Origin of the sequence: Lysinibacillus sp. NPDC048646 (genome assembly GCF_050272295.1) — a bacterium.
GTDB lineage: Bacteria > Bacillota > Bacilli > Bacillales_A > Planococcaceae > Lysinibacillus.
Map to the genome: position 1 here is coordinate 82,693 of NZ_JBNNLZ010000004.1, position 24,260 is coordinate 106,952.

The following is a 24,260-nucleotide window of genomic DNA, read 5'->3' on the forward strand; positions in this document are numbered from 1 at the left end:
ATAGTATAGCATAATGCTTAGTGAGAATCCTGCTATAGCAATACATTAGGGGACTTTTACAATTGATTAGCCCCAGTTTTAGCCCCACTAGCCTGTAACGTTTGGCTGAACAACGAAACAGATTCTACCTCTAATTCCTTTAGAACATGACCGTATACATCCATAATCATCTTTGGTGTATTTCCTAACCTTTCGGAAATAACTTTCACATTGAGCCCACGATTTAACAAGATGGTGCAATGTGTATGCCGTAAACCATGTATCGTTGTTTTTGGAAGTCCAGTCCGATCTAAAATTTTATTGAATGCATAAGTAGGACTTGTCGGAGCAATTGGATCAGCTGCGTGTTCAAATATAAACACAAACGTATCATCTTTTGATAAGTCATCTTGCAACTTACGGCCATTTTTAAATAACGCTTTTTTACACCACTTTAAATAAGTTTCGAGTTGTCTCATAATCGCTTCATCCACTAGAATAGTTCTATAGCTATTCGTTGTTTTTGGTGTATGGACGCCAATAACATCCCTAGTACGCTCAATAGTAATAGTGTTGTTTTGAAAGTCGATATTCTTCCACTGCAATCCCAATGCTTCGCCGCGGCGGATACCTGTATAGGCGATCGTAAGGAAAAAAGTGTAGTGGGTAATATTTTCATGCTGTTTGGCATCATCTAAAAAAGTGACCAATTCAGTAGGAGTAAGGAAGTTAGCAGCTTCCTTTTTCTTTTTGCTCTCAGTCGGAATTGTTACTTTCGTGAAGCGGTTACGATTGAGTAGTTCTTCTTCTACTGCAGCATTAACAGCAATTTTAAAAATGGTGTGCCATGCCCGTATTGTGCTAGCCTGGTATTCACCAACAAGTTTATTGATAAACACTCTTTGATATGTTTGCTTGTCTAACTTTTGTAACTTGTAATGGCCGAGTAGGGGCTTTAAGTGGACACGTACAATGATTTCTCGTTGAACCTGTGTCCCTTTTTTCCACTTACCTTTATTCGTTTCATACCAAGTGTACAGCCATTCACCAACGGTCATTTGGTCATTTTCTACATACCTTTTTTCACCACGCAGCGTTGCAGCCTTTACTTCCAAAAGGGCTTTCAATGCTGCTTTGTCTGTTTTAAAACCACTTTTTTTCTTCTCTCGACGTTTTCCAACACTGTCATAATACTTGTGGCGGAACATCCACAATTGTTCTTTGTCTGCATTGAAATAGTGATATATTTCAGGTTCTTTTGCTGATTTATATAACTTCACTCAAATCATCCCTTTCTAGCTTTGGCAGGCGTGTGTACAGGGATATGTGAGTTTAGTTATTATTCATTATATTTGATAAATTTTTTATCGTATAAAAAGCCTTTAATCATTAAATTTAATGTTTTCGTATCTTCCTCGCTTAATACATAATCCTTTTTATAAACTTTGATGTTTATAGTATTTTGTTCATCAACAAATACAGGTATTGAAACGCCTTTTTCGAACGCTTTGTTATTAGCCTCTAGTAAGGATACTTCGTCTTTTATATGTTCAATAACGTTTTTATAGACTTCATCATAACGATTCCATTTTTTAGATATGCGCTTTTCTAAGCGTTCTTTTCTGTTTAGTAATTCTTTTCTCTCTTCTACTGATTTAGACTTTTCAAGTTGTTGATAAATTAAATGTAATTCTTCACTGCTTTGAAGAAATGCTGCAGCTTCAAATGCCTTTTCTTCATCTTTAGTCAAAATATTATCCTTTTCACTTATATAACCAGCTTTTTCTAGTAGCTGAGTGTAATTAACATCTAATGCTTTTGATAACTTAAAAAGTGTTTCCATAGAAGGTGAATCTTTAACTCCATTTTCTAAATTAGAAATATAGGTGTTAGAAATCCCTGTCTTTTTTGCGACTTCTCTTAATGTATATCCTTTTTCCTTTCTTAATTCTTTAATAAATTCACCTAACATAAATGAATTTGTGTTTTCTCCAGACAATAAAAACACCCCCGTTTTTTCTAAATTGTATACTTAAATTCATATTTTTGCAATCTGCAGGAAACTTTAGCTTGCATTCTGTGGAATACATGATATTCTGTAGATAGCGAAATGATTAGAGGTGAGATGAATGTTTCCTGCAGCGAACATAGAGGTTCAAATTGATAAAAATGCGATACGCCAATATATAAATCAAAAAATCGAAGAAGAAGTTAAACAAACTCTTTGGTTTGTGGATGTAAAACGTTTGGCGGACTTAACATGTATGAGTGAAAGATTTTTAGAAGATGAGTTTTTAGCAGATCCTCGAATGAGGGCAATTGAAATGAAGAAATCTCGTAAGCGCTGGTATCCAGCAGAAAAAGCTCAAGAAGTGATTTTAGAAATCGCGAATGAATGGTAATTAAAAATATGCTTTGGCAGGCGTGTGTACAGGGATAATTATCAACGGCACAAATGGAAGTAGGTGAGTAAATGGCAATATTGGAGAAAGAAAAAATTCTTTTAGTTGCTGCTGAAAACATTCCAGAAGAACTAAAACAATTGAAAAACTGGGTACTGTGGAAGGCAGAATGGGATGAAAAGCAAGGTGTATTTACAAAGGTTCCTTATCGTATTAATGGGATACAAAAAGCGAGTAGCACTAACTCTCGGACTTGGAATACTTTCGATAAGATATACGAAGCTTATGAAAATGACGTAGGGGAAGGTATAGGGTTTGTATTATCCGAAACGGACCCATACGTATGCATTGATATAGATAATATTGAAAGCTTGGATACATTATCAGAGTTAGCACAGGAAATAACAAACTTATCGTATGCAGAGCTATCACCAAGTGGAAAAGGAATACATGTGTGGATTAAAAATTTTAACCTTGATAGCGATAAATTTAAGAATAAGAATACAGAGCTTGGATACGAAATTTACAGTGATAAACGATTTATAACGTTCACTGGTGAAACGTTGAATGATCTAGCAATAAGTGAAGGAAAAGAAATTGAATCGTTTATTGAAAAAGTATTTAAACGGGAAGAAACAGTTTCTGCACTTCCACAACAATCTAATGGACATGGTAAAGCTGCACTATCTGAATCAAAGATAATAAAAATTGCAGAAAAGAGTAAAACAGGTTCCCGATTTAAATTATTCATGAATGGCGGTTGGGAACAACTCTATAGCTCGCAATCAGAAGCAGATATGGCATTTGTGAATGATTTGGCATTTTGGACTAATTGTGATTATCACATGATGGACTGTATCTTTAGAAAATCATCTTTAATGCGTGATAAGTGGGACCGTAAACAAAATAAAACTACTTATGGTGATGAACAATTAACTAAAGCTATTCAGGAATGCACAAATACATTCGTTCCAGATCAAAAGGTTGATTTGATTCCTTACGGATACCAAATAAAACATGGTTCGTTATATCAGATTTCTGAAAAGGTATTACGTGATGGATCCGTAGAGCAAAAGGAACATTTAATTTGTAGTCAATCTCCTTTGATCGTGAGATCATTTGAAAATGTTGAAACGGATGATCTGTATTATGAACTGAATTGGAAAGACGAACATCGACTTAGAAAAGCTATTGTTCTCGCTTCTCAAATCGGTTCCAGAAAAGAGTTAGTTATGTTATCCAATAGATCATTAGCTGTCACAGAAAACAATGCGAAAAATATGATTGATTACTTTTACAGTTACTTAATGCATAACAAGTCTAAATTAACACGGGAACATTTGGTTAGTCGAATAGGCCATATAAAAGGTTATTTCGTTCATCCGATGCTGTCAAATGAAATAATGATTAAACCAAATGATTTAGGAGAAAAGCAGCTATTAGATGCCTTTCAAATGTCTGGAACGGTTGAAGATTGGATTGAACATGTTTTAAATCCTATTAAAAATCACCCCAGAGCGTTATTGATGATACTTGCAAGCTTTGCATCTGTACTATTGAAAGATTTAAAATTTCAGCCATTTATTATTGATTTTGCTGGTGAAACATCGAACGGTAAAACTACTATTCTACGAGCCTGTGCAAGTGTTTGGGGAACAGACACATTAATGAGTGAATGGAACATTACAAAGGTAGCAGCAGAGCGTAAAACCACTTTTTTGAATAGTTTTCCTTTGATACTGGATGATTCACGAAAAGCAAATGAAAAAACATTAGGTGATTTCATTTATAACTTTAGTGGTGGACGTTCAAAGGGGCGAGGATCCACTACAGGGAGTCAGCAAGAGTTTACTTGGAATAACATTTTAATTTCAACTGGTGAGGCAAGCCTTACAGCATATGCGGAGCAAAAAGGTGGGGTGGCTGCACGTATTATCTCTATTGAGGGGATTCCATTTGAAAATGTGAAGCCTAGCTTCTTTACTAGCTTACATAACGGAATCGATTCCTATTATGGAGAAATAGGCAAGCAATTTGTAGAGAAATGGCAACAGCATAAAAAAAATTTACTTCCACAATTTAATGAGTATGTGGAAGTCTGCCAGAAAAAAGCTGAGAACAATCCTGTTATTGTCCGTGTAGCTAGAAATTTCGCAGTACTAATTTATACAGGGAAACTTCTGAATATGTTCTTCAAATTAGATATAGATTTAATGCAGTTCTACAAATTATTTGATGAATTAGTATCCGAGAACAAGGCATTGGACAAGCCGAAGCAGTTACTTGAAATGATGCTACAAGATTTAGATTCAGATCGTGGAGCAATTTTCCGTAAATATGAATTAAGCCGTCCGATGAAAGCAGTCTATAAAGATGGTGTGTTATGGATAACACCGAATTATTTGAAGGAATTATTAGGTGTAGAAGAAAAAACTATTAGAGCTGCATGGTTAAATCGTAAATTCATTGTTGGGAGAGAGGAGCGAGGAAAAATAGTAGATTATCATTCGAAAAAAATTAGTGGCAAGACCTTCCGCTTAGTGTGTGTTAGTAAAGGAGTTATCCAAGAGTTAGGCTTTGACTTCTCGGAACAATTAGAAAGATATTAGGTTACATGAGGTTACACTTTAAAACCAATTGATGTAACCTCAAAAATCCTAATATATCAATAGTTTGTAGTGATAAGTTACATAAGTTACAAGGTTACATTAATAAAATACATTCGCATGTATTTATTTCAAAGAAAACTAACATAAAGAATTATATATAGTGTGTATTTTTTCTTGTAACCATGTAACTTTGTAACTTTTGTTGTCGAACCCTTGATATGACTGGATTTAGGAGGTTACAAGTTAGGTTACAAAATAGGGAGGGTTACAAGAGCCATGACCAGACAATACAAAATTATCCGTTCATTATCTAAGAAACAACAAGAAGAACAAAAAGCAACGTATGTTGCACATATAGAAGCTAATAAGCCAAATGTAAATAAAGCAATTATCGTGCCAAATGGTAAGCACTATTTATTAGTAGTTCCTGAATGTTTTGCTTGTGGGCTGACACATTTTCATGGTGAAGGTTTAGGACCAAGGACAGGGCATACAAGATGTGTGGTAGATCGATACGATATCAAGATTGATTGGTCCGATGAAGAGAATATATGTCTTGCCAAAAGGTACAACATTGATAAGAAAGAGGCCAAATAATGAAAGAGATACGATGTGCTAAGTGTAGTAAGTTATTACTTAAAACAAATAAAGAGTATGAATTAAGTACAAATGATTGTGAGTTAGAAGTGCAATGCACACGATGCAAGGCAATCAATCGTTACAAAGCTATATAACATTAGAAGCTCACGAAGCTCATTACATTCCAGCAATGGGGTGTGGGGGGCTTTTTATTTTTTGTCACACTTGGGCGATAGCCCCCCTACCAAATTAATTTTTTTGCCATTTTACTGTAGACCGTATGAGCATACAAACGCGCGCCTCAAAATGATTTTTTGAAAAAATTTTTAGTGTGACAAAAGGCAGTAAGCAATATATAACCCCGGTTTCATGCTACTTACAGGGTCTGTGCCATTTTGTCACACCTTGTCACAGTACTCCATTGTGACAAAGTATGACCTTATGCTGAAAGGGGGTGAAAGTTATGAAACGAATTGAACAGGCTTCAATGTTTACAGAATCACGTGCAGCTGCTATTGAAACGTTTAAACGCGAAAAAGAGCTTTATGAAAAGTGACATGCACTAATTATTAAGATTAATAAAGTATTGAAGAAATAACCCAACAATGAGCGTGTATGATTGTGTACACGCTCCTATTTCAAGGAGATGAAATAAGGATGATTGATTATAAAGCATTAGTCGATAAATTACCTAAGAGAGATCGAGAAGCATTTTTAAAGATTGAAGAAGAATATTATGCTTCTTGGGAATTATTGCAACACAAGAGTGAAAGCATGCGCCAAAAAGGACAAAAGGAATATATGGAGAAATCACATGCTTTTACAACGGCACTATCATTACTTAAAAATGGAATATTTGCGGCTGACGGTCCAAAAAGACCACAATTAAGTAAAGCAGAATTGTTATTGCAATCTAAAAGTAAAGAACTTTTAAAAATGGTTCCTTCATTTGCTGAGCTATTAATGTTAGTGGATGATAAACCAGCTTTAATAGAAAAAAAGAAGCAAACAATTAAAAAGCTTCAGGAAGATATAAAACAATTGGAAGGGATTCAATTAAATAATAGCTATAGTTTACTTAATCCTAAACGATTCTTTAACAAACTTTCTACAGAAGAATGTGCGAGGAAAATTGAAGAATTACAACGTGAAATTTCCAATGAGGAAACTGAAATTAAGAATTTGCAAGCTGTTGAATCTATTGAACTATTTGATGTATCTAAAATCTCAACTGAAATGGAGTTAGTATTAAACACTTCAAAAAGCAAGCTCGATGAAACGGCTGAGAAAGTATTAACTGCCCAAAAGCAGTATTTCGACCTATTGAGACAATACGGCGAGATAAAGAGAGCAGCAAGTCATTTTAGTAATGAAATTAAAAACATCATTGATAAGGAGTACCAGAAGGTAGCAGCTGCTTCACAAAATCTATCTTATCCGAACCAACCAAGTAAAAGGTTTACCATTCCTGTAACACTGGAATTTGATCCACGTATTAGGGAAGGACATATTGAACGAATTATTGATTTTCACGGTCAAATCACAAATGAGGTTATGAAACGGCCATGACGAAACCTTTAGTTATTAGTGGATACGCGCTTTGTTGGAATGAACGAGCGTGTATCCATGATAATCAAGGAAGATTTTACGAGCAGTTTCTACCAGGAGCATTTGTAGACTCTATAAAAAAACGGAATCAAACAGCTCGATATTTCCACATGAGTTCGCTAGATTTTGCTAGTGCAGAAGCTGGACAACTTACATTATTTGAAGATGAAAGAGGGTTGTCATTTCGTATTGAATTAAAAAATAACCATGAAAATCGTATGTTTTATAATTTGGTGAAAGATAAGGAAGTATGTCACGTTTCAGTGGGCTTTCACAGTGTGGAATATGATGAAGTAAAAAGAGGTCGACAGATAATAAGGTATATAAAACGTGCTGAATTAATTGAAATTAGTTTAGTGGAGAATCCAGCATATAAAACTTCATCTGTGCAAGTTGGGTGTAACAATAGGCGATTAGAGTTAATTTCCAAAATTGATAAGGCATTGAGTAGATAAACACTTACTTCGGTAGGTGTTTTTTTTAATATGTGGTCACTCGTAGTGCGTAGTCTTTTGTTACTTTTTCAACCCCGTTTTAAAAGGAAAAGATATTAAGTGATGTTTGTAGTAAAATATAGTATATACAGGTAATAGGAGGAAAAATGATGTCGAAAAAAAAACCTATAGGATTTAATTTTTTTAGGCCAATTATAAAACAGAAGAATAAAGATTATTATTTTAGTTTTAAAGAAGTATTTGAAGAAATTCGAATCAAATATGTAAAGGGAAGAGAAAATAAAGAATCTGGAAAAGATGATGATTATAAATTGGTATATGTTTATAATAATGAACCTGCAAGATTAGCAGATATCGATATTGACGTTGAAACACAATACTATCATCTGGTTTTTGAAAGATTGGATTATCAAGTACCAAGTCGAACTACTCTACACGGTGATTCAAAAGCCCTGGATTTAGATCCTGATGAATATATAGGTATTGATGTTAGTGTATTATACGATTCGGTGAATCATATATTTATGATACAAAGAAACAGAAATTCTTTAGGCCCAACTGGTATAGCGTTGTTTTTAAATACAATGGTCCAGGATCTATTAGAAAAAGTTAACGCGAGCTTTGATTTAGCAATCGTTTCTGATAATTCTGCAAAGACCAGAGCATTGAAACAAAAAGCTTATAGGAAATTAAATTTTAAAGTTACAGGGAACAAAGCAAAAGGTATAATTGAGAAATTTACTAAGAAAGAAGGTGTGGGTGTAGATAGTGTGGAGATTATATTTAGTTCAAGTTTAAGTAAAAAAGCTGAAATTGAAAGTGATTTTGTAAAGGAATTTCTAGAAGAATATGTAGATGATTCCGATGTGAAAAAACTGAAAATAAGAGCAAGAGAAGATGATGAGAGCGTAATAGAACCAATTGATTTAATAGATCATAAAATGCAAACTTTTTGCGATTTTGAGATTGATAATAAACGCCATTTAAATCCTATTAGTGTCTTTGAAAAAATGAAAATTAAATATGACACTGAGGAAGGAGGATTTAAATCAAAGGTGCTAAGGGTGAGTGAAGAGGTTGAGAGCTTCATATAAGATATTAATTTGTTCGTTTATAATATCATTCATTGTGGCTATACTTGTATTTAAATATACCGCTTTATACGAAATAATGGGATTTGATAAAGCCTTAGAAGGTATTTTACTATTTTCTAGTATCAGTGTAGGGTTTTATGGAGCATGTGTGAGCGTGATTGCTTCAATCTTTAATACCAAAGTCATAAAAGACATAATGAGTGATAAGAAAGATAAAAGAGAGTTTATAATAGTAGTATGTTCTGCATTACTATCTGGTTTCCTAACAGTTTTTACTTCTATAATTTATCGTGTTCTGTTAGTTGACCCGGACACAAAGCTTCAATATTTTAAAACGATAAGTATGATTTGGTCTGGTTTTACTCTTATGTTTATCAGTATGAATTTTCTGTTCATCTTTGTTTCATTCCTAATTTACTTCAATAATAAAGAAGAGCCAAGTGCTGCTTCAAATGTTTTTGATCCAAATAGACGTGAAAACTAGAGCATTTAGTTAAATAAAGTCACATCTAACCAGGTGTGGCTTTTTATTATGTCATCAATTGTGGAAGACAAAAAGGAGCCAGTTAAAGTGATAACATTGAATCCAGGTTGACGAGCGATTCAAACAGCAACAGAAAATAGCATTAAATGGGGTATAGTTAAGAAATATCTGGTTTGTTTAGCAATCGTCATCGAGGCGGTTTACTAAAATAAATGGTAATAACCAAGACACCAATTTAACTGTCTTGGTCATGTTAATTAGATTAAAATTTTTAAATTACTCGGGTGTTAATGTGTTATTATTTATATTCGCTCAACCATTCTTTTAAATTATCAAAATCTCTTAAGCTCAGCTCATAATTTAGCGGTGAAGCAAAATCAATAGCATCTTTAGTAAAAGAAGAAGTAGTAACTATAACTCCAACATTCGCTCTTTCAGCAGATTTAACACCATATAAACCCCTGACTATTTCAACCCCTACTTTATTAGTTTTACTGTATCTTTTTGTTTCAACAACAAATAAAGTTGGTGCGATAGCATCTTTTTTTATAGCATAGATATCTTTTCCGCCATCTCTAGTTTGTGGAGTTAATGTCACCTCATATCCTTTTCTATTAAATAGTTCAGCAACTAATTCTTCAAATTTCCGGGGATCCAACTTATACATTAACTCGGGATTTCTAGATAATTGTTGAATTAATTGTGAGTTAATATCAGAAAAATCTATTCTTAGTGATGCATTAGGTACTAGTAGGCCGTTATTTAGAAGCTCTGAATAAATTTCCTTTACTGGTTGATACCTTGTGTAGCCTTGAGCACCATGCTTATTTGTAAAAGGGTAACTAACATATCCTCTTGGTCGTCTATTACCACTAGCATTTTTTTCATTTAAGTGCATATGTTCTTCACAAATAAATGGGCAAGTATAATCTTGTTCAAAAAATTCTTCATTAAATTCACGATAATAATCATATAAATACACTTCATAATTTGCTTTCTTATTACAATCTGTTACTGAACATTTTTGAGATGGTTCAAATTCTATGTACTTTTTAATATTTTCCATATATATCACGCCTTAAAATTATTTGGGAAATACCTCTCTATTTACATTATACATATAAATAAATATTTGTATTAACCAAAATCTAAGATCAGGTAATCAATTGAAGTAAACCAGGTCATTTTGTGCGCTCAGCATGGAAGTAATCTATTATCTTGAAAGTCTAAATATAGACTTGGTTGTAGGCAAAGCTTCGTTCTCCAACGCAACTTTTCTCAAAACTTCTCAAGGTATAGGAAATGTTCTATCGTTAAAATACTGAAATCTTTTGTGAGAGTAAGCATGAAGTGGTGAAAATTGAACCTTAATCATTTATTCTTTTAATCTTTTAAAACTTGCTCTTAATAATTAATATATATATCTAATCAAAGCAGCTGCTAACAATGTGGTTGCTTTTGGTAATAGGAAATCTTTAAACTTCATATATAAATTTAGAGGTGATTAGGTTGGATAAACCAATATATCTAATAGATTTAGGGATAAAGGTTAAAGTTACCCATCTTGAATTCGGTGGTGAGAAAATTCCTACCCCTGTGGGCTTGTCAGAATTATTGGAACCTGCATGGGTAATCCCTACTGAAGAAATGCTTGAAAAACGTAAGAAATTCAAACAAGAAATTGAAGAACAATATGAACGTTCAGAATACAAAAATGAAAAGGGACGTTGGGTGACGTGTTTTATAAAGAAGAAATAAATTATTATTAAAAACACTCTCGGCTGCATGATCAGCTGAGAGTGTTTTTTTATTTTATACAGCTTAATATTTGGCGATGATAATAGAAAAACAATTGGAGCGTGCCCATGAAACAATATTTGAAATTAGAGTTATTAGTAGAGCTACCGGCTGATCTAGAAGTTGAATTAATTAAGCCTCCTACACCCCAAGTTGACAACCCTATAATTGTGGAACCCGATAAAAAAATAATTGTGGATTCTGATAAAAAAATGACAATGACAGTAGATGAAATAGCAGAAGAATTACAAGTAAGCAACACAACGATTTACACCATGGTTCGTCAAAATGAAATTCCACATATAAAGGTTCGTGGCCGTATTTTATTTCATAGGGCTACTATAGAAAAATGGTTAATGAATACCTAATGAAATAAATGTAGAAAATTTTAAAAGGACACCCGAATTATTGGGCGTCCTTTTTATGTGTTGATCTTACTTTGTGGAATCTGGAGTGAATTCTAGTAAATCTGATAGTTTACATTCAAAAACTTCGCATAGAGTTATCAAGGTTTTTAAATTTGTTGATTTCATCTCCTCTTCAGTTCCTTTATACAATCGATTAATAGCATTTCTACTAAGTCCCGACTTCGCCATTAATTCTGATATTCCATCAATACGATGTTCAGCCATTAAAATTCTTAAATTTGATTTTATAGCCATTACAATACCTCTTTTTAACTTTAATTATATCACTTTTGAAGTTAAATAGTTTTTGAAAATATTAAAAAGTAACCTTGTAGGGTTAAAATTTAACTTTACATTAACTTTTTGTAGTGATATATTAACCTTGTAAGGTTAATGTGTTGAAGGTTATTTATCATTAAAAATTACTCACTTGCTACTGAAAAGAGAGGGGAAACACTATGACATACTTTGGTTTTACAATTTCGAGAGAAGATGAAGCAAGTTTTCCGGAATTCAAGGACTACAAAGAAGCTAGAGAGTATTTCAAAAAGAGATATGGCGACAAATACAATTTAGGTTACTGGGAACATATCGAAGGTTGGGGAAAAGTTTATTTTGATGATGTAGACGGACAACCTGTACAAATTCGAGAAGATGGAAATGTACATGTAGTTTACTAAGTTATTTGGTAATTGGAAAGTGAGGTGAGAAACGATGGCATTAGAATACTTAGCACAATACACAACATTTGAATCAATAGCAGATATGGATAAGAGTGTGGAGGACCACATAGCAGTTCACTATTTTAATTTGACTGATAGTGAACGTGCCATCGTTTTCAAGCTCGCTAGTCATTCATTGGAGCATCCAGGAGCATGTCACTTAAAAGCATGTACTATTGCTGCAGCATTGGAGATCAGCACAAAGACAGTTTATCGTGCAATTTCAAAATTGGAATCGCTAGGAATCATTAAGAAACAATCAACTACGAAGGTAAAGGGAGGTAGAGGGGCAAACATTTATATTATTTTATCCAGCCAATCTGAAACATACGAAAGCAGTAACAAATCATTTGAGGAATGTGGGGTAGTTCCATTACAAGAAGCTTATAACCAGGCTCATGCTGATAAAGAGACTTGTAAAGAGTTTATGAATGAGTATCAAGTGATGCTGTATGATTTTATGCATTCGTTACCACTTCCAAACAACTTTAAAGACGAGCTGTATAAAGTGGTACTAGCATCTAATGTAAGTAGCATTCAGGAATTCATAAAGGCAAAGAACATCATTTTTAAAATGGCTAATGATATTAAAGAAGGTGTGCTGACGGTTACTAAGTCATTGCGTTCCGTATTCGTAGGAGCTCATAAGAAGGCACTACAACGTAGAGATAAGCATCCCATAACAAATACACCATCTGTAAAGAAAGAATCTGCACGTGAGCGCACAGTGCCTTTCTATAATTGGTTAACTGATAGAGATGAACCAACAGAAGCATTTTAATATGAAGGAAGTGAGGACACATGAAAGTTACGGCCAAAGAATGGTGTGTCATGTCTGACCACAATAAACAATTACTTTTACATGCAGTATCAAACAAATAAAACATAAATAGAAGGGAAATGATGAACATGCAACAACAAACACAACACATATTAGAAACAGTTATACAAGAAAATAGTAGCAATACTTATAAATTATCTACACAGATGATTCAGTTAGAGGTTGTACAGTGTGCTGTAGCTCGTTTAATGGATAGAATTGATGAAATCACTTATAAAGGTTGGCATAAGGAACATGGTATGGCATGTGTATCCATTTTAGAAATTCAAGATACAGTACGTTTAATTGATATGGCATTCTTTCCGTTATTCAAAGAAATGTCAGAAGAAGTCAAGACTATTAACATTCACGCCCAGGAACTATTTGAGGCAGTGATTTAAAATAAATCAGAGCTTTGTACAGAAAAAGGCGGGAAATCAATCAATGTACAAGTAAATAAACTGATATTTTGAGTTTTTAGATAAGGTAAGAGTAAAATATATAGATGTAATAACATTTGAAAATATTAAAGTTGGTGGTCTGTTATGTGGTATGATTCACAAGCTGATTTTGCTAGTGTAATTAGATTTGAAAATAGAGGATTTAATACAAAGCCATACAATTCTTCCCAAAAGGAATATGGTTCAATTGCTTATTATCACTGCTTTTCTTTTATTTTTATAGAAGTAACGGATATTGATACTTGTTCCTGTATTTTACCTGTTGGTATAAAACGAGTAGAGCCTCAAATGGACGATACAGTGTGGTCGGGGTGTTTTGCTTTTTTAGAACATTATGATCCTAAAGCACTCGAAAATAGTTTGTTCATTAAAGCTAATCATAAAAAAAATGTGGCTTTAATAGACCGCCAAGAGAAAGTATGGGTACGAAATATCAACTATAAGGGAGATAGAATTTTTAAATATGTAGATAATGAGCGTGGATATTATTTGTTGGAGACATGTGATGAACAAGATTGGGTAATAATGAGTGTAGAAAATGCATTAAAAAGGACCCAAAAATCGAAAGAGCATTTTGGTTATTATAGAGAAGAAATTACAGAGATTTACTTAATGGAAGAACAGGTAAAGCGTTTAATAATGTCACCTGTAAGTTGTCCTTTGATGAGTATGAAGGAGTTAATTAGTTGCTTAATAAAGAATAGAGGTGTGTGAATTAAAAAGTAACGGATAGAGCACTAACTCTAAACGTTACTTTTTGTGTTTTACTTATCACCTGTCAATCACCAAATAAAAAATTGAATCCATTAAGCTCCAATCTTTCTTACTCACACATTCCTGTACACACGCTCGCCTTTTTTTCTCTTATCTAGCCCTACACACTAGCCGCTATTTTAAATTCAGCAGCCCCAATTTAGCCCCAAATAGCCCCGAAATCATGCTTTATTGTGCTTTTACCTGCATAGTGCCTTTGCTGTTGATATATTGTTTAATCATTGATACATAAGGCTTTGGAGCAATTTTACGTCTCACTTTGCACCCTGAAAATAATAGAAATAGTATAGCATAATGCTTAGGGAGAATCCTATTCTAGCAGTGAACCACTTCAAGTAGATCTCTAATTGATATCTCTTCATCAACTAGAATGGTTTTATAACTATTGTCATTTAAATTTTTTAAGCAAATTTCCCCACGCATTGAAATATGCCTCTTTAGAAGTTCGATACCAGGTGTGAATTGTATTATTTTCATGGTCAAATTCACCACCTTTTAAGACATAAACGAACCCATTCTCTTCAAAAATAATAATCTGCCAACCTTGGTCAAGATCTGAAAATGGATTGTCAATTGTACCAGTTGGTATATCCTTTTTTTTCAAATCTTTCAAGAATGTTTTAGCATTCTTCCAACATTCAAATGTAGTTAGATTCTCATTTTTGCTCCTACTATAAAAATATACGAATTCACTATAATATTTCACGCGTTTCTTAGTGATTAGGAGTTCGAAGTCGTTTACAACAGGAAACAGTTCTAAATTCAAGTTCTTTAAATTATCAATAACAACATTTGTTAATGTTTCATTATTATTAATAAGCGAATCTGTAAATATATCTTCCCTTTTAAAATCAAATTCCCCACTTTTAGTGCCAATTACCTTGATATGCTCATTCTTTCTCTTATACCTTTTAAGTAATTTACTCCATTCATTAAAATATACCTCTTTAGGAGTTCGATACCAAGTGCGCATGATATTACTTTCACGTTCACCTTCTAAGACATAAATAAATCCCTTATCTTCAAAAACAATTATTTGCCAACCTTCCTTAAGATCGTAAAATGGTTCGTCAATGGTTCCAGTTGGTATATTACTACTACTCCAATCTTTTAAGAAGACTTCAGCACAGTCCCAGCGATGAAACGTAGTTAACTGCTCATTTCTACTCGCGCTGTATAATGAAATATATTTACCCCTACGTTTCAATTTTTTTTTAGAAATTAGTACTTCAAGATCCTTTACAATAGGAAAAAGCTCCAAGTTTAAGTCCTTTAAATTATTTACATTTATATTAGTTAATGTTTCATGCTGATTAATGTATGTATCGATGCCTTTAAAGCTAAATTCGCCACTTTTAGTACCAATGAACTTAATGCCCTTTCCTACTAACCTTTTCAACAATTTTTTCCACTCGATGAAATATACTTCTCTAGAAACTTTATACCAGGTGTGAATTATATTATTTTCACATTTATATTCACTACTTTCCAAGATATAAATAAACCCTTTATGTTCAAAAATAATAATTTTTCGACCTTCCTTAAGATCGTAAAATGGTTCGTCAATGGTTCCAGTTGGTATATCCCATTTATTCCATTCTTTTAAGAAGGATTCAGCATCGTCCCACCAAGGAATTGAAGTTAACTGCTCATTTCTACTCGCACAATAAAAATAGATGTGTTTACCCTTGCCCTTGAAACTTTTCTTAGTTAGTAATATTTCAAAGTCATTTACAACAGGAAACTGTTCTAAATTTACGTTCTTTAAATTATCTGTATCAACATTTGTTAATGTTTCATTATGATTGATTTGTGTGCCTGTATCGATTTCTTTAAAATTGAAATTACCACTTTTAGTACCAGTGACCTTCATATACATTCCTCCAAAACAGACTATTCCATTACTTTTAAACGATTTAAGATTGTAGGGGTTTAAACTTTACATCTTTTGAAATCACAGCTGGAGTTTATTCCGTTTCTACAGATGTTATAACACATAGCCTCCTATACAATGGAAACCGTGAGTGGGGGAATAGTTCAAAATTTGTATCCTATTTCCTAATATATAAAATGTTAGGATTTCCTACAAATAATCATGATATGATTATTGTTGTGGTCGGCATGTCCGTCTGCATATTTTTAAGCCTCCAAGCGTGACACTGTTACGCTCGAAAGGGGGTGAACCGTTTGGAGAACCTTTCCCGAGTAGAAAGAGCAAAAGCCAATGCGGAAAAGCGTCGCATTCAAAGACTAGCCATCTTTAGAATTGCCACGGATTTATTTCGTGTAGCAGATACGCTATATCGGATTATTCGTATGCTTTAGCTAAACAAAAAAATGACTTTTCACCGTCCTTTACTAGCCATGAAGGGCGGTGTTTTTCATTTTAAGGCAAAATAAAAAGCGACTAGGAGCCACCTAGCCGCTAAACCGTCTGGAGATTCTTCCCGAGTAGTTGGAATCTCATTACACCTTTAGTTTATACGTTTTTTGCGTACAAAGTCAAGGTGCTACAAATGCATTTACCGATTCCTATTGAAACAGCAATGCCTTCTATAGTTTATTATGTTCATGCATTTTTTATACAAAAAGCATTAAATAGAAGAAACCGTTTTATTAGCAGTTTGCCATGTTGGTAGAAGGGGATGGAAGTATAGTAGAAAAACAATTTTTACGAATATTACAAGTGAAAGCAATTAAGCTTACACGATTGTAATGAAATTGAAAGCAAATACGATAGAGTGTAATACATTATTTTGCGAGAATGTGTATAGAAGCAAGAACAAGAAGCGGAGGAATACACAATGAATGAAAAATTAGAAGGCGTATATGAGGAATTTAATCGTTATATTTATCATCTATGCTTAAAGCTTACTCGCAATAATGTTGAAGCGGAAGATTTAATGCAAGAGGTTTGGGTAAAAGTTGTACGCTATGAGGATAGCGTGGCCGAAGTAGAACATATTAAAGCTTGGCTAACAACAATTACCATGAATACATTTAGAGATCGCTATCGTAAAAAAGTACGACGTAGTAAGTACATGATGAATCAACCTGAAACATTAGACGTTCCAATCTTAGATTTGGTTCCTAATAATGAGATTTCTACAGAAGAAAAAATTGAGAAAGACATTGTAACAAAACTAGTGCAGGATAAAATGGGTCAATTAGATGCGATTTACCAAAAAACTTTGTGGTATTTCTACATAGACCAATACTCACTTGCTGAAATTTCTACAATAATGAAGGTATCGATTGGGACAGTGAAATCGCGTTTATTCCGTGCGAAAGCGCGTTTGAAAGAAATGCTAATGGCAGACGTATCAATAGTGGAGGCTGTGCTGCCAGCATAAAGTAATGACACTTAGGTGTAATGACTTCTTGATTTCGCATTGATAGTTATGTGGATGACAGGACGCACACTGAAAAAGCTATAATTAGGTTCAACTCATCATCCATAGAGGTGGTTGTCGAACTGAATAAAGGTAAAATCATTGACCGCACATATAGTATTACTTAGACAGGAGTATGTTTGCGGCTAATCAAAAAAAGGGTGCATTGCAAACGATTATTTGCAGTGCATCCTTTTTTCGTGTTGTAAAAAATAGTAACATCGATTTAATCATGACGATGGATATCCACTTCGAGCAAGCATTTTGCGAAAATATCACGTAGAGTTTGTACCTCTTCAGCTGAAAGCATGCCAAACATATTGTTGATGATTGCGCTGACTTGTTGACGAGATTCTTCTAAAATATCTTCACCGTCGGAAGTGATTTCTAACTGAGAAGCCCGACGATCTGTTGCATGCTGTGTCTTTTCGATAAAGCCAGCATTGATAAGCTTGGTCGTTAAAACTGTAACGCCGCCTGTTGTTACTTTTAATCGATCTGCAATAGCAGAAGGGCGCTTAGGTCCCTCCTGCGATAAATAGTCTAAAATTAAAATATGGGTTTTTGAAAAGCCGAGCACATTATGATTGTTCCACTCGTTTGCCCATTTGCGCTCGATGGAAGAGACAACTTCAAACAACGAGGAAATGGCTTTTTGTTTTTCTTGATCCATATAGGTCATCTCCAAAACTGTTTTAACTTTCTTGGGCTAATCTTGTCATCGCATTTAATTCGTAAGCACGTACTTTGCGTGGAATAAAACGACGGATGTCCATTTCATTGTACCCAACTTGAATACGTTTTTCATCAATTAGAATTGGACTACGCAACATTCTAGGATGGGCCTGAATAATTGCATATAATTCTTGGATAGATAATTGGTCGATATCAATGTTTAGATTTTTAAAATCATTTGAATTTGTTGCAATAATTTCATCAGTTCCATCTTCTGTCATGCTTAAAATTTCTTTAAATTCTGCAAGCGTAAGTGGATGTGATGTAATGCGTTTTTCTTTATATTCGATATTGTGATCTTTTAGCCATTTTAATGCTTTTCTGGATGAAGAACAGCTCGCTTGTGAGTAAATGGTAACTGTCATTCTTCATTCCCCGCTTTCTTTTTTAGATTATATTTTATGAATATCTTATTAGTAAGTTAAATAGGTTATATATATATCTTACTAGTAAGCTATATATAAATCAATAGCTAATTGAAAAAAAGTCAATGGAAAATGAGATTTTTTCAACTATACTAAACTATACGCTTGGAATAGCGAAAAGTTTCGTTAAATTTACTTACAATGATGTAAGATTGATAGATTTCAATAGTATATATGCTGAGATGGGGAATATCATGCAAAATTCTATTTGAAATTTGAGAATGTCGAGGAGAAGCAGCTTATGCTAATAGTGGACTGTGTCTAAGGATCTTTTCCACTTCATAGAAGCTCTGAAGTAAAAAGAAGGGCTGTCCAAAAAGTAAAGCACCCCAATTGTTAGATGTGTGTCTAACAATTGGGGTGCAGTTCAGTGTGTTTTTAGCTTTGTTGTCCTGAAGTGAACCAATCTTGGACATCCCATACTTTTGTCGCTAAGCCTTCATAGAATTCAGGCTCATGGCTAACCAGCACGATTGTACCTTTAAATTCTTTCATGGCACGTTTTAATTCTTCTTTCGCATCAACATCTAAGTGGTTGGTAGGTTCGTCAAATAATAGCCAGTTCGCTTCTTCCATCATCAGTTTACAAAGTCGAACTTTAGCTTGCTCGCCCCCTGATAAAGAATTGAGGGGACGTGTAATATGATCGGTTTTCAACCCTGCACGCGCAAGAGCGGCACGAACTTGTGCTTGCTCCATTGAAGGGAAGGCGTTCCACACATCATCAATTGGTGTAATTTTATCGGCTTTTACTTCTTGTTCAAAGTAAGAAGGGGCTAAATAATCACCACGGATCACTTTGCCATCGAGTGGATTGATTTTGCCAAGCATTGTTTTTAGTAATGTGGATTTACCAACACCGTTCATGCCGACTAGAGCAATTTTTTCCCCGCGCTCAATCATAAATGAAAGAGGAGGTAGTAACGGCTTGTCTTTATCGTAACCGATGACTAAATTTTCTGCTTCCACAACATAACGGCTCGGCGTGCGAGCCTCTTTAAAGCCAAATTCAGGCTTCACTGCTGTTTCAGGACGATCAATTCGTTCTAAACGATCAAGCTGCTTCGCGCGAGATTTTGCACGACCAGTTGTAGAATAACGAGCTTTATTTTTTGCTATAAAGTCCTCTTGTTTTTTAATGAATTCCTGCTGCTTTTCATATGCATCAATATGTTGACGTTTGTTAATTTCAGCAAGCTCTATAAACTTTTCGTAAGTTGCAGTGTAGCGAGTTAACTTAGAAAATTCCAATTGGAAGATTACATCCACTGTGTTGTTCATAAATTCCGTATCATGCGAAATCAATAGGAAGGCATGCGGGTAGTTCTTTAAATAGTTTTTCAGCCACGTAATATGCTCTTCGTCAAGGTAGTTGGTCGGCTCATCAAGTAATAATACTTTAGGCTTTTCAAGCAAAAGCTTTGCCAATAACACCTTTGTACGCTGACCACCAGAAAGGGCAGCAACATCACGCTCTAAGCCAATCGCATCAAGACCTAAACCACGTGCGACTTCTTCGATTTTCATATCTAATGTATAAAAGTCTCCTGCATCCAGTGCATCTTGTACCTCAGCCATTTGCTCTAATAATAATTCTAATTCTTCAGGTGTTGCTTCAGCCATTTTACCGGTAATGTCATTGAGCTCTTCTTCCTTTTTGTAGAGAGGGAGGAAAGCGTCACGTAAGACATCACGCATTGTACGCCCGGCAGTTAGCGCAGTATGTTGATCTAAATAGCCGTAATGTGTACCAGGTAGCCATTCAACTTTTCCTGTATCGTGAATTGTTTGGCCCGTAATGATACCCATTAGCGTAGATTTACCAACACCATTTGCACCAACCAGTCCAATATGATCGCCTTCTACTAAACGGAAGGATACGTCTTTAAAAAGTGTGCGGTCACCGAATGAATGACCTAAGTTTTCAACTGTTAATATTGCCATAAATGTTCCTCCAGAAATCTAGATTACTTAAAGTGCTGCAAGTTGGTTATTTAGTTCAGCTAGTTTTGTTTCCATGTTGGCAAGGCGTTGTTCAGCCTGTGCTACTTGATCGTTATGACCTGTTGATTCAAGCTTTTCGATATCACCTTGTAAATTCATATAATCCATTTTTAATTCTTTAATTTGATACTCAATGTCACTTTTTGATGGCATGATACATGGCTCCTTTAGATTGGTATTTGTATGACAAATGCGTTTAAAGTTAAACTTTAAGCGGTGAGGGTTTTTTCATCCCCCACCGCTTATTAGTTGAACCAATCGGTACTTAAGGGTGCTCGAATCCTTACTGAAACATCCCACGTATTCTTCAATTTGAAGTGGGGGAGTTTAGCACCCTGTCGTACGGGATAAACGCTGATAAAAGCGAAAGTGTAAAAATTCTAATACATTGTATCATATTCACCTAAAAAGAATCACTAAGTTGAAGCGATATTATGACGATCATATGCGAAATCAATCAGTAATGCTTCTAGCGTCTCATTATTGCTTGCAAGTTTGAGCTGTCGTTGTTTCTTCACCGCGCGTTCGCTTCTCGCCTCATGTAATAGAAATTCCATTACGGCATTTTGAATTTGTGATTGTTTCATTTTACGGCCAAGACCGAGATGAATGAAGCCGTTATGTTCTCGAGGGAAAGCATGCAATAGTTCGGCTTCTGTTTGTGCTAGTGTGATGCAAGGTACACCATAAGAAGCGATTTTGTAAGGTGTGTAGTTGGCGTTACAAATAATGACATCGGCTTTGGGTAGTAGTTTTAGGAGTGCGTCTTTATCACGAAGAATGGCAGTATTGCGGCGACTTAGCACCATCATTTGTAAATCATCGGTTGCATGTCGGTAGCTGTCATCAATCATCACGGTAATTTGTAGTGGGATTTGTAGCTGAGTTAAGTGTCGAAGAGTTCGGTAAGTTAAGTTATGCTCGTCCCCATCCTCAAAAGCAACAACGATATGAGGTGGGTTTTCAGGTGTTTTAATGTCAGGTAAATTTTCTGAATGATGAAATGAATCAGGTAACGCAAAAGCAAAGCTCCCACCAATATAATGTGAAGGTAAATAATCTTTAACTTCTTGATAGAGTGCTAGTAAAACGCAATCGCAGGCTTGACCACCTTCACCAAAATCATCAAAATGAATGATTGTTTTACAGAAGGGTCTTAGATTGTGTACTTGCCAGCTTTCGGAATTACGACCATCCCGAACAATTAAATCAGGCTGTATTCCTTTCATATGCTTCGGTAGTTCATCAAAATGTTCGAATAGTATAGGTGATAGATTTTCATTCATTAAAATTTGTATCCCATCATTCGAAGGAGTCTTTGCGAATATGAAAACTTTCTCTTGTGCGAGTAGCTTTGCAAGCGTCGCAACCCGTTCAAAAGGATAGAGTCCTTTATCAATACAGCTTTCAATAATGAAAACAATCGTTTTGTTCGGTTTAATTGTTTGAGTTTCGTTTTGCAAATGTATCCCATCCTTTCGTCTGTCTATTTAAATTATGGTGAAAAATGGGCAAGTATGTGTAAAAATTAGGATTAGCTAAATTAATACATAAACTTCGGTAGTAGAAGGAGGGAACCTAACAATGGGAATGCGTGCAGCAATTGTTGTAGGGGCTACAGGTTTAACAGGCACCTCGCTCGTAGAACAGTTATGTGAAAATGATGAATACGTTTCAGTGACTGTTATTGCCCGTCGAAAGCCAGCGTTTGAGCACACAAAGCTTGAGGTGAAAATTCGCAATTTTGATACATTAGAAGAAAATGATATTGAATTTGCACATGAGCTCTATTGTTGTTTAGGAACAACTATAAAAAAGGCAGGGTCTCGCGAAGAATTTGAGAAAGTTGATTTTGAATATCCTTTAGCTATTGCATCATTGGCGAAAAAGCGAGGCATACCACACATGTTAGTTATTACAGCAATGGGAGCAAATGAGAACTCACCGTTTTACTACAATCGTGTAAAGGGCAAACTTGAGCATGATTTAATGGAGCTAGGCTTACAGCGTCTGTCCATTATTCGCCCATCATTATTGGTTGGAGAGCGCAAAGAATTTCGTTTTGGCGAAAAGGTGGGGGAGAAAGCACTAAAGTTTGCAAAACCTTTATTAGTGGGACCCCTTAAACGCTCTCGTGCAATAGAAGCGTCACAGGTTGCCAAGGCAATGATAGTGATTGCGTTGTACACTAGAGAGCAGCCTGTAACGATTTATCCATCACAGGAAATAGCTACGTTAGATTTTCCTGAGATAAAAGATGAGGAAGCCTTGCGTGAAAATTTGTTTAATTGGGATAAAAATAAAGCACCAAATACAATTGGAGAAGATGATAAGGTCAACCAAGATGTCATCATCGACCGTGATAAATTCAAAATAAAGGAAACAGTAGTAGATAAAGAAGTGAAATTTAAGCGGAGAGACGAGAAGTGAAAGTGTTTTTCTCCATTGAGAATTTATCCCGCATTAACGGTCAGTAATGTATCTGTTCCTAAAGCGAAGCGTCAGGTACAAGACGCCCATCTTAAGTGGAAAGATGAGAACGAGCCAACGAGGTGGGCGATCAACTGACCGTAAAAGCCCGATTGGTTCGGGGCAACAGGATGTTGGTCACACAAGCTTTTTCACAGGATGTGAAGGTTTTAGCTTGTGTTCCTCTATTTATTGTGGGGGATGAAGAAAACCCCCACTGATTGAAGTTTTACTTTATTTCATTCCGCCTAAAGACTGAATTTAAGGTCTTGACCATTACAATTCTTCACGTGCTCCTATTCATTTGTTACAATACTATTGTAGAAGATGAATGTGGAGGCAAAGTGATCATGAAAATTTTACTCGTTGATGGCACAATGTTTGGCCGTAAAACTGGTGCTATTTTAGAGCAAGTTGAACAATATATTAAAGAATACGATGCGAATTTCGAGTTAGAAATTATGCATTTTAGTGAATATAAGCATCAAATCGTCGATGGTTCACCATTAAATGATGATATGAAAAAAATGATTCAAAAATTTGAAGAAGCGGACGCTTATATTATTGCAACACCGATTTTTCAAGCTTCGATTCCAGGCGTATTGAAAAATGCATTTGATTTCTTACATCCTAAAACTATGCGCTATAAACCGGTATCCATCGTAGCAAATGGTGGCACATACCAGCATCATTTAGTAGTAGAAAATCAATTAAAACCTATTTTAGATTATTTCCGTGCACTCGTAACACCAAACTATGTCTATACACACACATCACATTTTGATGCGGACAATAATATTGTTGATGCAGATGTTCATAATCGTTTACGCGAAATGGCACGTGTTTTCGTGCAATATTGTGAAATGAGCAAAACATTACCGAAGGAAACGATTGACCAACATTAAATCATGGCAAATTCTTGCTTCATTATACTCAATACGATTTGAAGTGCGCAGAGTGTCTGGGAGTAAGTAGAACGTAGTATTAAACACACATATAAGAAAACTGAAATCCCTTGTACAGTGGAAGGAAATCACTGTGCAG

General features: G+C 34.8%; 27 protein-coding genes. 17 read left to right on the forward strand and 10 right to left on the reverse strand.

What is annotated here, in order from left to right; translation table 11 throughout:
• Window positions 1–56: 56 nt before the first annotated feature.
• Together ACQKII_RS06915 and ACQKII_RS06920 are read right to left on the reverse strand one after the other, a co-directional pair.
• On the reverse strand, window positions 57–1,259 hold the full coding sequence (locus ACQKII_RS06915; protein WP_427457620.1) for a tyrosine-type recombinase/integrase: 1,203 nt from the start codon (window positions 1,257–1,259) through the stop codon (window positions 57–59).
• 59 nt (window positions 1,260–1,318) lie between these two features.
• Window positions 1,319–1,978 carry a helix-turn-helix domain-containing protein gene (locus ACQKII_RS06920; protein WP_427457622.1) on the reverse strand — a complete coding sequence of 220 codons (660 nt, stop codon included), beginning with the start codon at window positions 1,976–1,978 and terminating at the stop codon, window positions 1,319–1,321.
• Between the two features lie 130 nt (window positions 1,979–2,108).
• On the opposite strand from ACQKII_RS06920, the gene ACQKII_RS06925 reads away from it, so the two are divergent.
• The 7 genes from ACQKII_RS06925 to ACQKII_RS06955 all read left to right on the forward strand — a co-directional run bounded on the left by ACQKII_RS06925 (window position 2,109) and on the right by ACQKII_RS06955 (window position 9,210).
• Window positions 2,109–2,381, forward strand: coding sequence for a hypothetical protein (locus ACQKII_RS06925; RefSeq protein WP_427457623.1), 273 nt, complete (start codon window positions 2,109–2,111; stop codon window positions 2,379–2,381).
• 71 nt (window positions 2,382–2,452) lie between these two features.
• Window positions 2,453–4,990: a DUF927 domain-containing protein gene (locus ACQKII_RS06930; RefSeq protein WP_427457625.1), complete on the forward strand. Its 2,538-nt coding sequence runs from the start codon at window positions 2,453–2,455 to the stop codon at window positions 4,988–4,990.
• 276 nt (window positions 4,991–5,266) lie between these two features.
• Window positions 5,267–5,587 (forward strand): hypothetical protein, encoded by a 321-nt coding sequence (locus tag ACQKII_RS06935; RefSeq protein WP_427457627.1) that lies wholly within the window; start codon window positions 5,267–5,269, stop codon window positions 5,585–5,587.
• A gap of 639 nt (window positions 5,588–6,226) precedes the next feature.
• Complete coding sequence (locus ACQKII_RS06940; RefSeq protein ID WP_427457629.1) at window positions 6,227–7,138, forward strand: hypothetical protein; 912 nt, start codon at window positions 6,227–6,229, stop codon at window positions 7,136–7,138.
• The gene (locus ACQKII_RS06945; RefSeq protein ID WP_427457631.1) at window positions 7,135–7,632 is read left to right on the forward strand and encodes an HK97 family phage prohead protease; all 498 of its coding nucleotides are present in this window, start codon (window positions 7,135–7,137) and stop codon (window positions 7,630–7,632) included. The genes ACQKII_RS06940 and ACQKII_RS06945 overlap by 4 nt, the downstream gene beginning before the upstream one ends.
• Before the next feature lie 149 nt (window positions 7,633–7,781).
• Window positions 7,782–8,726: a DUF6731 family protein gene (locus tag ACQKII_RS06950; protein ID WP_427457633.1), complete on the forward strand. Its 945-nt coding sequence runs from the start codon at window positions 7,782–7,784 to the stop codon at window positions 8,724–8,726.
• Window positions 8,710–9,210 carry a hypothetical protein gene (locus ACQKII_RS06955; protein WP_427457635.1) on the forward strand — a complete coding sequence of 167 codons (501 nt, stop codon included), beginning with the start codon at window positions 8,710–8,712 and terminating at the stop codon, window positions 9,208–9,210. The genes ACQKII_RS06950 and ACQKII_RS06955 overlap by 17 nt, the downstream gene beginning before the upstream one ends.
• Before the next feature lie 298 nt (window positions 9,211–9,508).
• On the opposite strand, the gene ACQKII_RS06960 is transcribed toward ACQKII_RS06955, so the two are convergent.
• Window positions 9,509–10,276, reverse strand: coding sequence for a restriction endonuclease (locus ACQKII_RS06960; protein ID WP_427457637.1), 768 nt, complete (start codon window positions 10,274–10,276; stop codon window positions 9,509–9,511).
• A gap of 443 nt (window positions 10,277–10,719) precedes the next feature.
• Between ACQKII_RS06960 and ACQKII_RS06965 the strand changes: the two genes are divergently transcribed.
• Both ACQKII_RS06965 and ACQKII_RS06970 read left to right on the forward strand, forming a co-directional pair.
• On the forward strand, window positions 10,720–10,968 hold the full coding sequence (locus ACQKII_RS06965) for a hypothetical protein (RefSeq protein ID WP_427457639.1): 249 nt from the start codon (window positions 10,720–10,722) through the stop codon (window positions 10,966–10,968).
• A gap of 107 nt (window positions 10,969–11,075) precedes the next feature.
• Window positions 11,076–11,375, forward strand: a complete 300-nt coding sequence (locus ACQKII_RS06970; protein ID WP_427457641.1) for a helix-turn-helix domain-containing protein — start codon at window positions 11,076–11,078, stop codon at window positions 11,373–11,375.
• Window positions 11,376–11,441: 66 nt separating this feature from the next.
• On the opposite strand, the gene ACQKII_RS06975 is transcribed toward ACQKII_RS06970, so the two are convergent.
• Window positions 11,442–11,669, reverse strand: a complete 228-nt coding sequence (locus tag ACQKII_RS06975; RefSeq protein ID WP_274772799.1) for a helix-turn-helix domain-containing protein — start codon at window positions 11,667–11,669, stop codon at window positions 11,442–11,444.
• A gap of 203 nt (window positions 11,670–11,872) precedes the next feature.
• Here ACQKII_RS06975 and ACQKII_RS06980 point away from each other — a divergent pair, with 203 nt between their 5' ends.
• The 4 genes from ACQKII_RS06980 (at window position 11,873) to ACQKII_RS06995 (ending at window position 14,131) form a co-directional block, all read left to right on the forward strand.
• Window positions 11,873–12,094 (forward strand): hypothetical protein, encoded by a 222-nt coding sequence (locus ACQKII_RS06980; protein ID WP_427457643.1) that lies wholly within the window; start codon window positions 11,873–11,875, stop codon window positions 12,092–12,094.
• Between the two features lie 34 nt (window positions 12,095–12,128).
• On the forward strand, window positions 12,129–12,917 hold the full coding sequence (locus ACQKII_RS06985; RefSeq protein ID WP_427457645.1) for a helix-turn-helix domain-containing protein: 789 nt from the start codon (window positions 12,129–12,131) through the stop codon (window positions 12,915–12,917).
• Window positions 12,918–13,045: 128 nt separating this feature from the next.
• Window positions 13,046–13,357, forward strand: coding sequence for a hypothetical protein (locus tag ACQKII_RS06990; RefSeq protein WP_427457647.1), 312 nt, complete (start codon window positions 13,046–13,048; stop codon window positions 13,355–13,357).
• 144 nt (window positions 13,358–13,501) lie between these two features.
• Window positions 13,502–14,131, forward strand: a complete 630-nt coding sequence (locus ACQKII_RS06995) for a hypothetical protein (protein ID WP_427457649.1) — start codon at window positions 13,502–13,504, stop codon at window positions 14,129–14,131.
• A gap of 448 nt (window positions 14,132–14,579) precedes the next feature.
• On the opposite strand, the gene ACQKII_RS07000 is transcribed toward ACQKII_RS06995, so the two are convergent.
• Window positions 14,580–16,064, reverse strand: coding sequence for a hypothetical protein (locus ACQKII_RS07000; protein WP_427457651.1), 1,485 nt, complete (start codon window positions 16,062–16,064; stop codon window positions 14,580–14,582).
• 314 nt (window positions 16,065–16,378) lie between these two features.
• On the opposite strand from ACQKII_RS07000, the gene ACQKII_RS07005 reads away from it, so the two are divergent.
• Together ACQKII_RS07005 and ACQKII_RS07010 are read left to right on the forward strand one after the other, a co-directional pair.
• Window positions 16,379–16,516 (forward strand): hypothetical protein, encoded by a 138-nt coding sequence (locus ACQKII_RS07005; protein ID WP_427457653.1) that lies wholly within the window; start codon window positions 16,379–16,381, stop codon window positions 16,514–16,516.
• 479 nt (window positions 16,517–16,995) lie between these two features.
• On the forward strand, window positions 16,996–17,544 hold the full coding sequence (locus ACQKII_RS07010; protein ID WP_427457656.1) for an RNA polymerase sigma factor: 549 nt from the start codon (window positions 16,996–16,998) through the stop codon (window positions 17,542–17,544).
• A gap of 265 nt (window positions 17,545–17,809) precedes the next feature.
• Here ACQKII_RS07010 and ACQKII_RS07015 read toward each other — a convergent pair whose 3' ends face one another.
• The 5 genes from ACQKII_RS07015 to ACQKII_RS07035 form a co-directional block, all read right to left on the reverse strand.
• The gene (locus ACQKII_RS07015) at window positions 17,810–18,256 is read right to left on the reverse strand and encodes a MarR family winged helix-turn-helix transcriptional regulator (protein WP_427457659.1); all 447 of its coding nucleotides are present in this window, start codon (window positions 18,254–18,256) and stop codon (window positions 17,810–17,812) included.
• A gap of 22 nt (window positions 18,257–18,278) precedes the next feature.
• Window positions 18,279–18,683: a transcriptional regulator Spx gene (gene spx, locus ACQKII_RS07020; protein WP_036117523.1), complete on the reverse strand. Its 405-nt coding sequence runs from the start codon at window positions 18,681–18,683 to the stop codon at window positions 18,279–18,281.
• A gap of 438 nt (window positions 18,684–19,121) precedes the next feature.
• Window positions 19,122–20,687, reverse strand: a complete 1,566-nt coding sequence (locus tag ACQKII_RS07025) for an ABC-F family ATP-binding cassette domain-containing protein (protein WP_427457662.1) — start codon at window positions 20,685–20,687, stop codon at window positions 19,122–19,124.
• Between the two features lie 27 nt (window positions 20,688–20,714).
• Window positions 20,715–20,900: an SE1832 family protein gene (locus tag ACQKII_RS07030; RefSeq protein WP_427457664.1), complete on the reverse strand. Its 186-nt coding sequence runs from the start codon at window positions 20,898–20,900 to the stop codon at window positions 20,715–20,717.
• A 263-nt stretch (window positions 20,901–21,163) separates the two neighbouring features.
• Window positions 21,164–22,210 carry a PseG/SpsG family protein gene (locus ACQKII_RS07035; RefSeq protein ID WP_427457667.1) on the reverse strand — a complete coding sequence of 349 codons (1,047 nt, stop codon included), beginning with the start codon at window positions 22,208–22,210 and terminating at the stop codon, window positions 21,164–21,166.
• Between the two features lie 121 nt (window positions 22,211–22,331).
• Here ACQKII_RS07035 and ACQKII_RS07040 point away from each other — a divergent pair, with 121 nt between their 5' ends.
• Together ACQKII_RS07040 and ACQKII_RS07045 are read left to right on the forward strand one after the other, a co-directional pair.
• Complete coding sequence (locus tag ACQKII_RS07040; protein WP_427457670.1) at window positions 22,332–23,177, forward strand: NAD(P)H-binding protein; 846 nt, start codon at window positions 22,332–22,334, stop codon at window positions 23,175–23,177.
• Window positions 23,178–23,566: 389 nt separating this feature from the next.
• Window positions 23,567–24,121, forward strand: coding sequence for an NADPH-dependent FMN reductase (locus ACQKII_RS07045; protein WP_427457673.1), 555 nt, complete (start codon window positions 23,567–23,569; stop codon window positions 24,119–24,121).
• The last annotated feature ends 139 nt before the right edge of the window (window positions 24,122–24,260 follow it).

Coding starts and splice junctions, on each gene's coding strand:
- ACQKII_RS06925 (WP_427457623.1), top strand. CDS start 2,109: ATGTTTCCTGCAGCGAACATAGAGGTTCAAATTGATAAAAATGCGATA.
- ACQKII_RS06930 (WP_427457625.1), top strand. CDS start 2,453: ATGGCAATATTGGAGAAAGAAAAAATTCTTTTAGTTGCTGCTGAAAAC.
- ACQKII_RS06935 (WP_427457627.1), top strand. CDS start 5,267: ATGACCAGACAATACAAAATTATCCGTTCATTATCTAAGAAACAACAA.
- ACQKII_RS06940 (WP_427457629.1), top strand. CDS start 6,227: ATGATTGATTATAAAGCATTAGTCGATAAATTACCTAAGAGAGATCGA.
- ACQKII_RS06945 (WP_427457631.1), top strand. CDS start 7,135: ATGACGAAACCTTTAGTTATTAGTGGATACGCGCTTTGTTGGAATGAA.
- ACQKII_RS06950 (WP_427457633.1), top strand. CDS start 7,782: ATGTCGAAAAAAAAACCTATAGGATTTAATTTTTTTAGGCCAATTATA.
- ACQKII_RS06960 (WP_427457637.1), bottom strand. CDS start 10,276: ATGGAAAATATTAAAAAGTACATAGAATTTGAACCATCTCAAAAATGT.
- ACQKII_RS06970 (WP_427457641.1), top strand. CDS start 11,076: ATGAAACAATATTTGAAATTAGAGTTATTAGTAGAGCTACCGGCTGAT.
- ACQKII_RS06975 (WP_274772799.1), bottom strand. CDS start 11,669: ATGGCTATAAAATCAAATTTAAGAATTTTAATGGCTGAACATCGTATT.
- ACQKII_RS06980 (WP_427457643.1), top strand. CDS start 11,873: ATGACATACTTTGGTTTTACAATTTCGAGAGAAGATGAAGCAAGTTTT.
- ACQKII_RS06985 (WP_427457645.1), top strand. CDS start 12,129: ATGGCATTAGAATACTTAGCACAATACACAACATTTGAATCAATAGCA.
- ACQKII_RS06990 (WP_427457647.1), top strand. CDS start 13,046: ATGCAACAACAAACACAACACATATTAGAAACAGTTATACAAGAAAAT.
- ACQKII_RS06995 (WP_427457649.1), top strand. CDS start 13,502: ATGTGGTATGATTCACAAGCTGATTTTGCTAGTGTAATTAGATTTGAA.
- ACQKII_RS07000 (WP_427457651.1), bottom strand. CDS start 16,064: ATGAAGGTCACTGGTACTAAAAGTGGTAATTTCAATTTTAAAGAAATC.
- ACQKII_RS07010 (WP_427457656.1), top strand. CDS start 16,996: ATGAATGAAAAATTAGAAGGCGTATATGAGGAATTTAATCGTTATATT.
- ACQKII_RS07015 (WP_427457659.1), bottom strand. CDS start 18,256: ATGGATCAAGAAAAACAAAAAGCCATTTCCTCGTTGTTTGAAGTTGTC.
- spx (WP_036117523.1), bottom strand. CDS start 18,683: ATGACAGTTACCATTTACTCACAAGCGAGCTGTTCTTCATCCAGAAAA.
- ACQKII_RS07025 (WP_427457662.1), bottom strand. CDS start 20,687: ATGGCAATATTAACAGTTGAAAACTTAGGTCATTCATTCGGTGACCGC.
- ACQKII_RS07030 (WP_427457664.1), bottom strand. CDS start 20,900: ATGCCATCAAAAAGTGACATTGAGTATCAAATTAAAGAATTAAAAATG.
- ACQKII_RS07040 (WP_427457670.1), top strand. CDS start 22,332: ATGGGAATGCGTGCAGCAATTGTTGTAGGGGCTACAGGTTTAACAGGC.
- ACQKII_RS07045 (WP_427457673.1), top strand. CDS start 23,567: ATGAAAATTTTACTCGTTGATGGCACAATGTTTGGCCGTAAAACTGGT.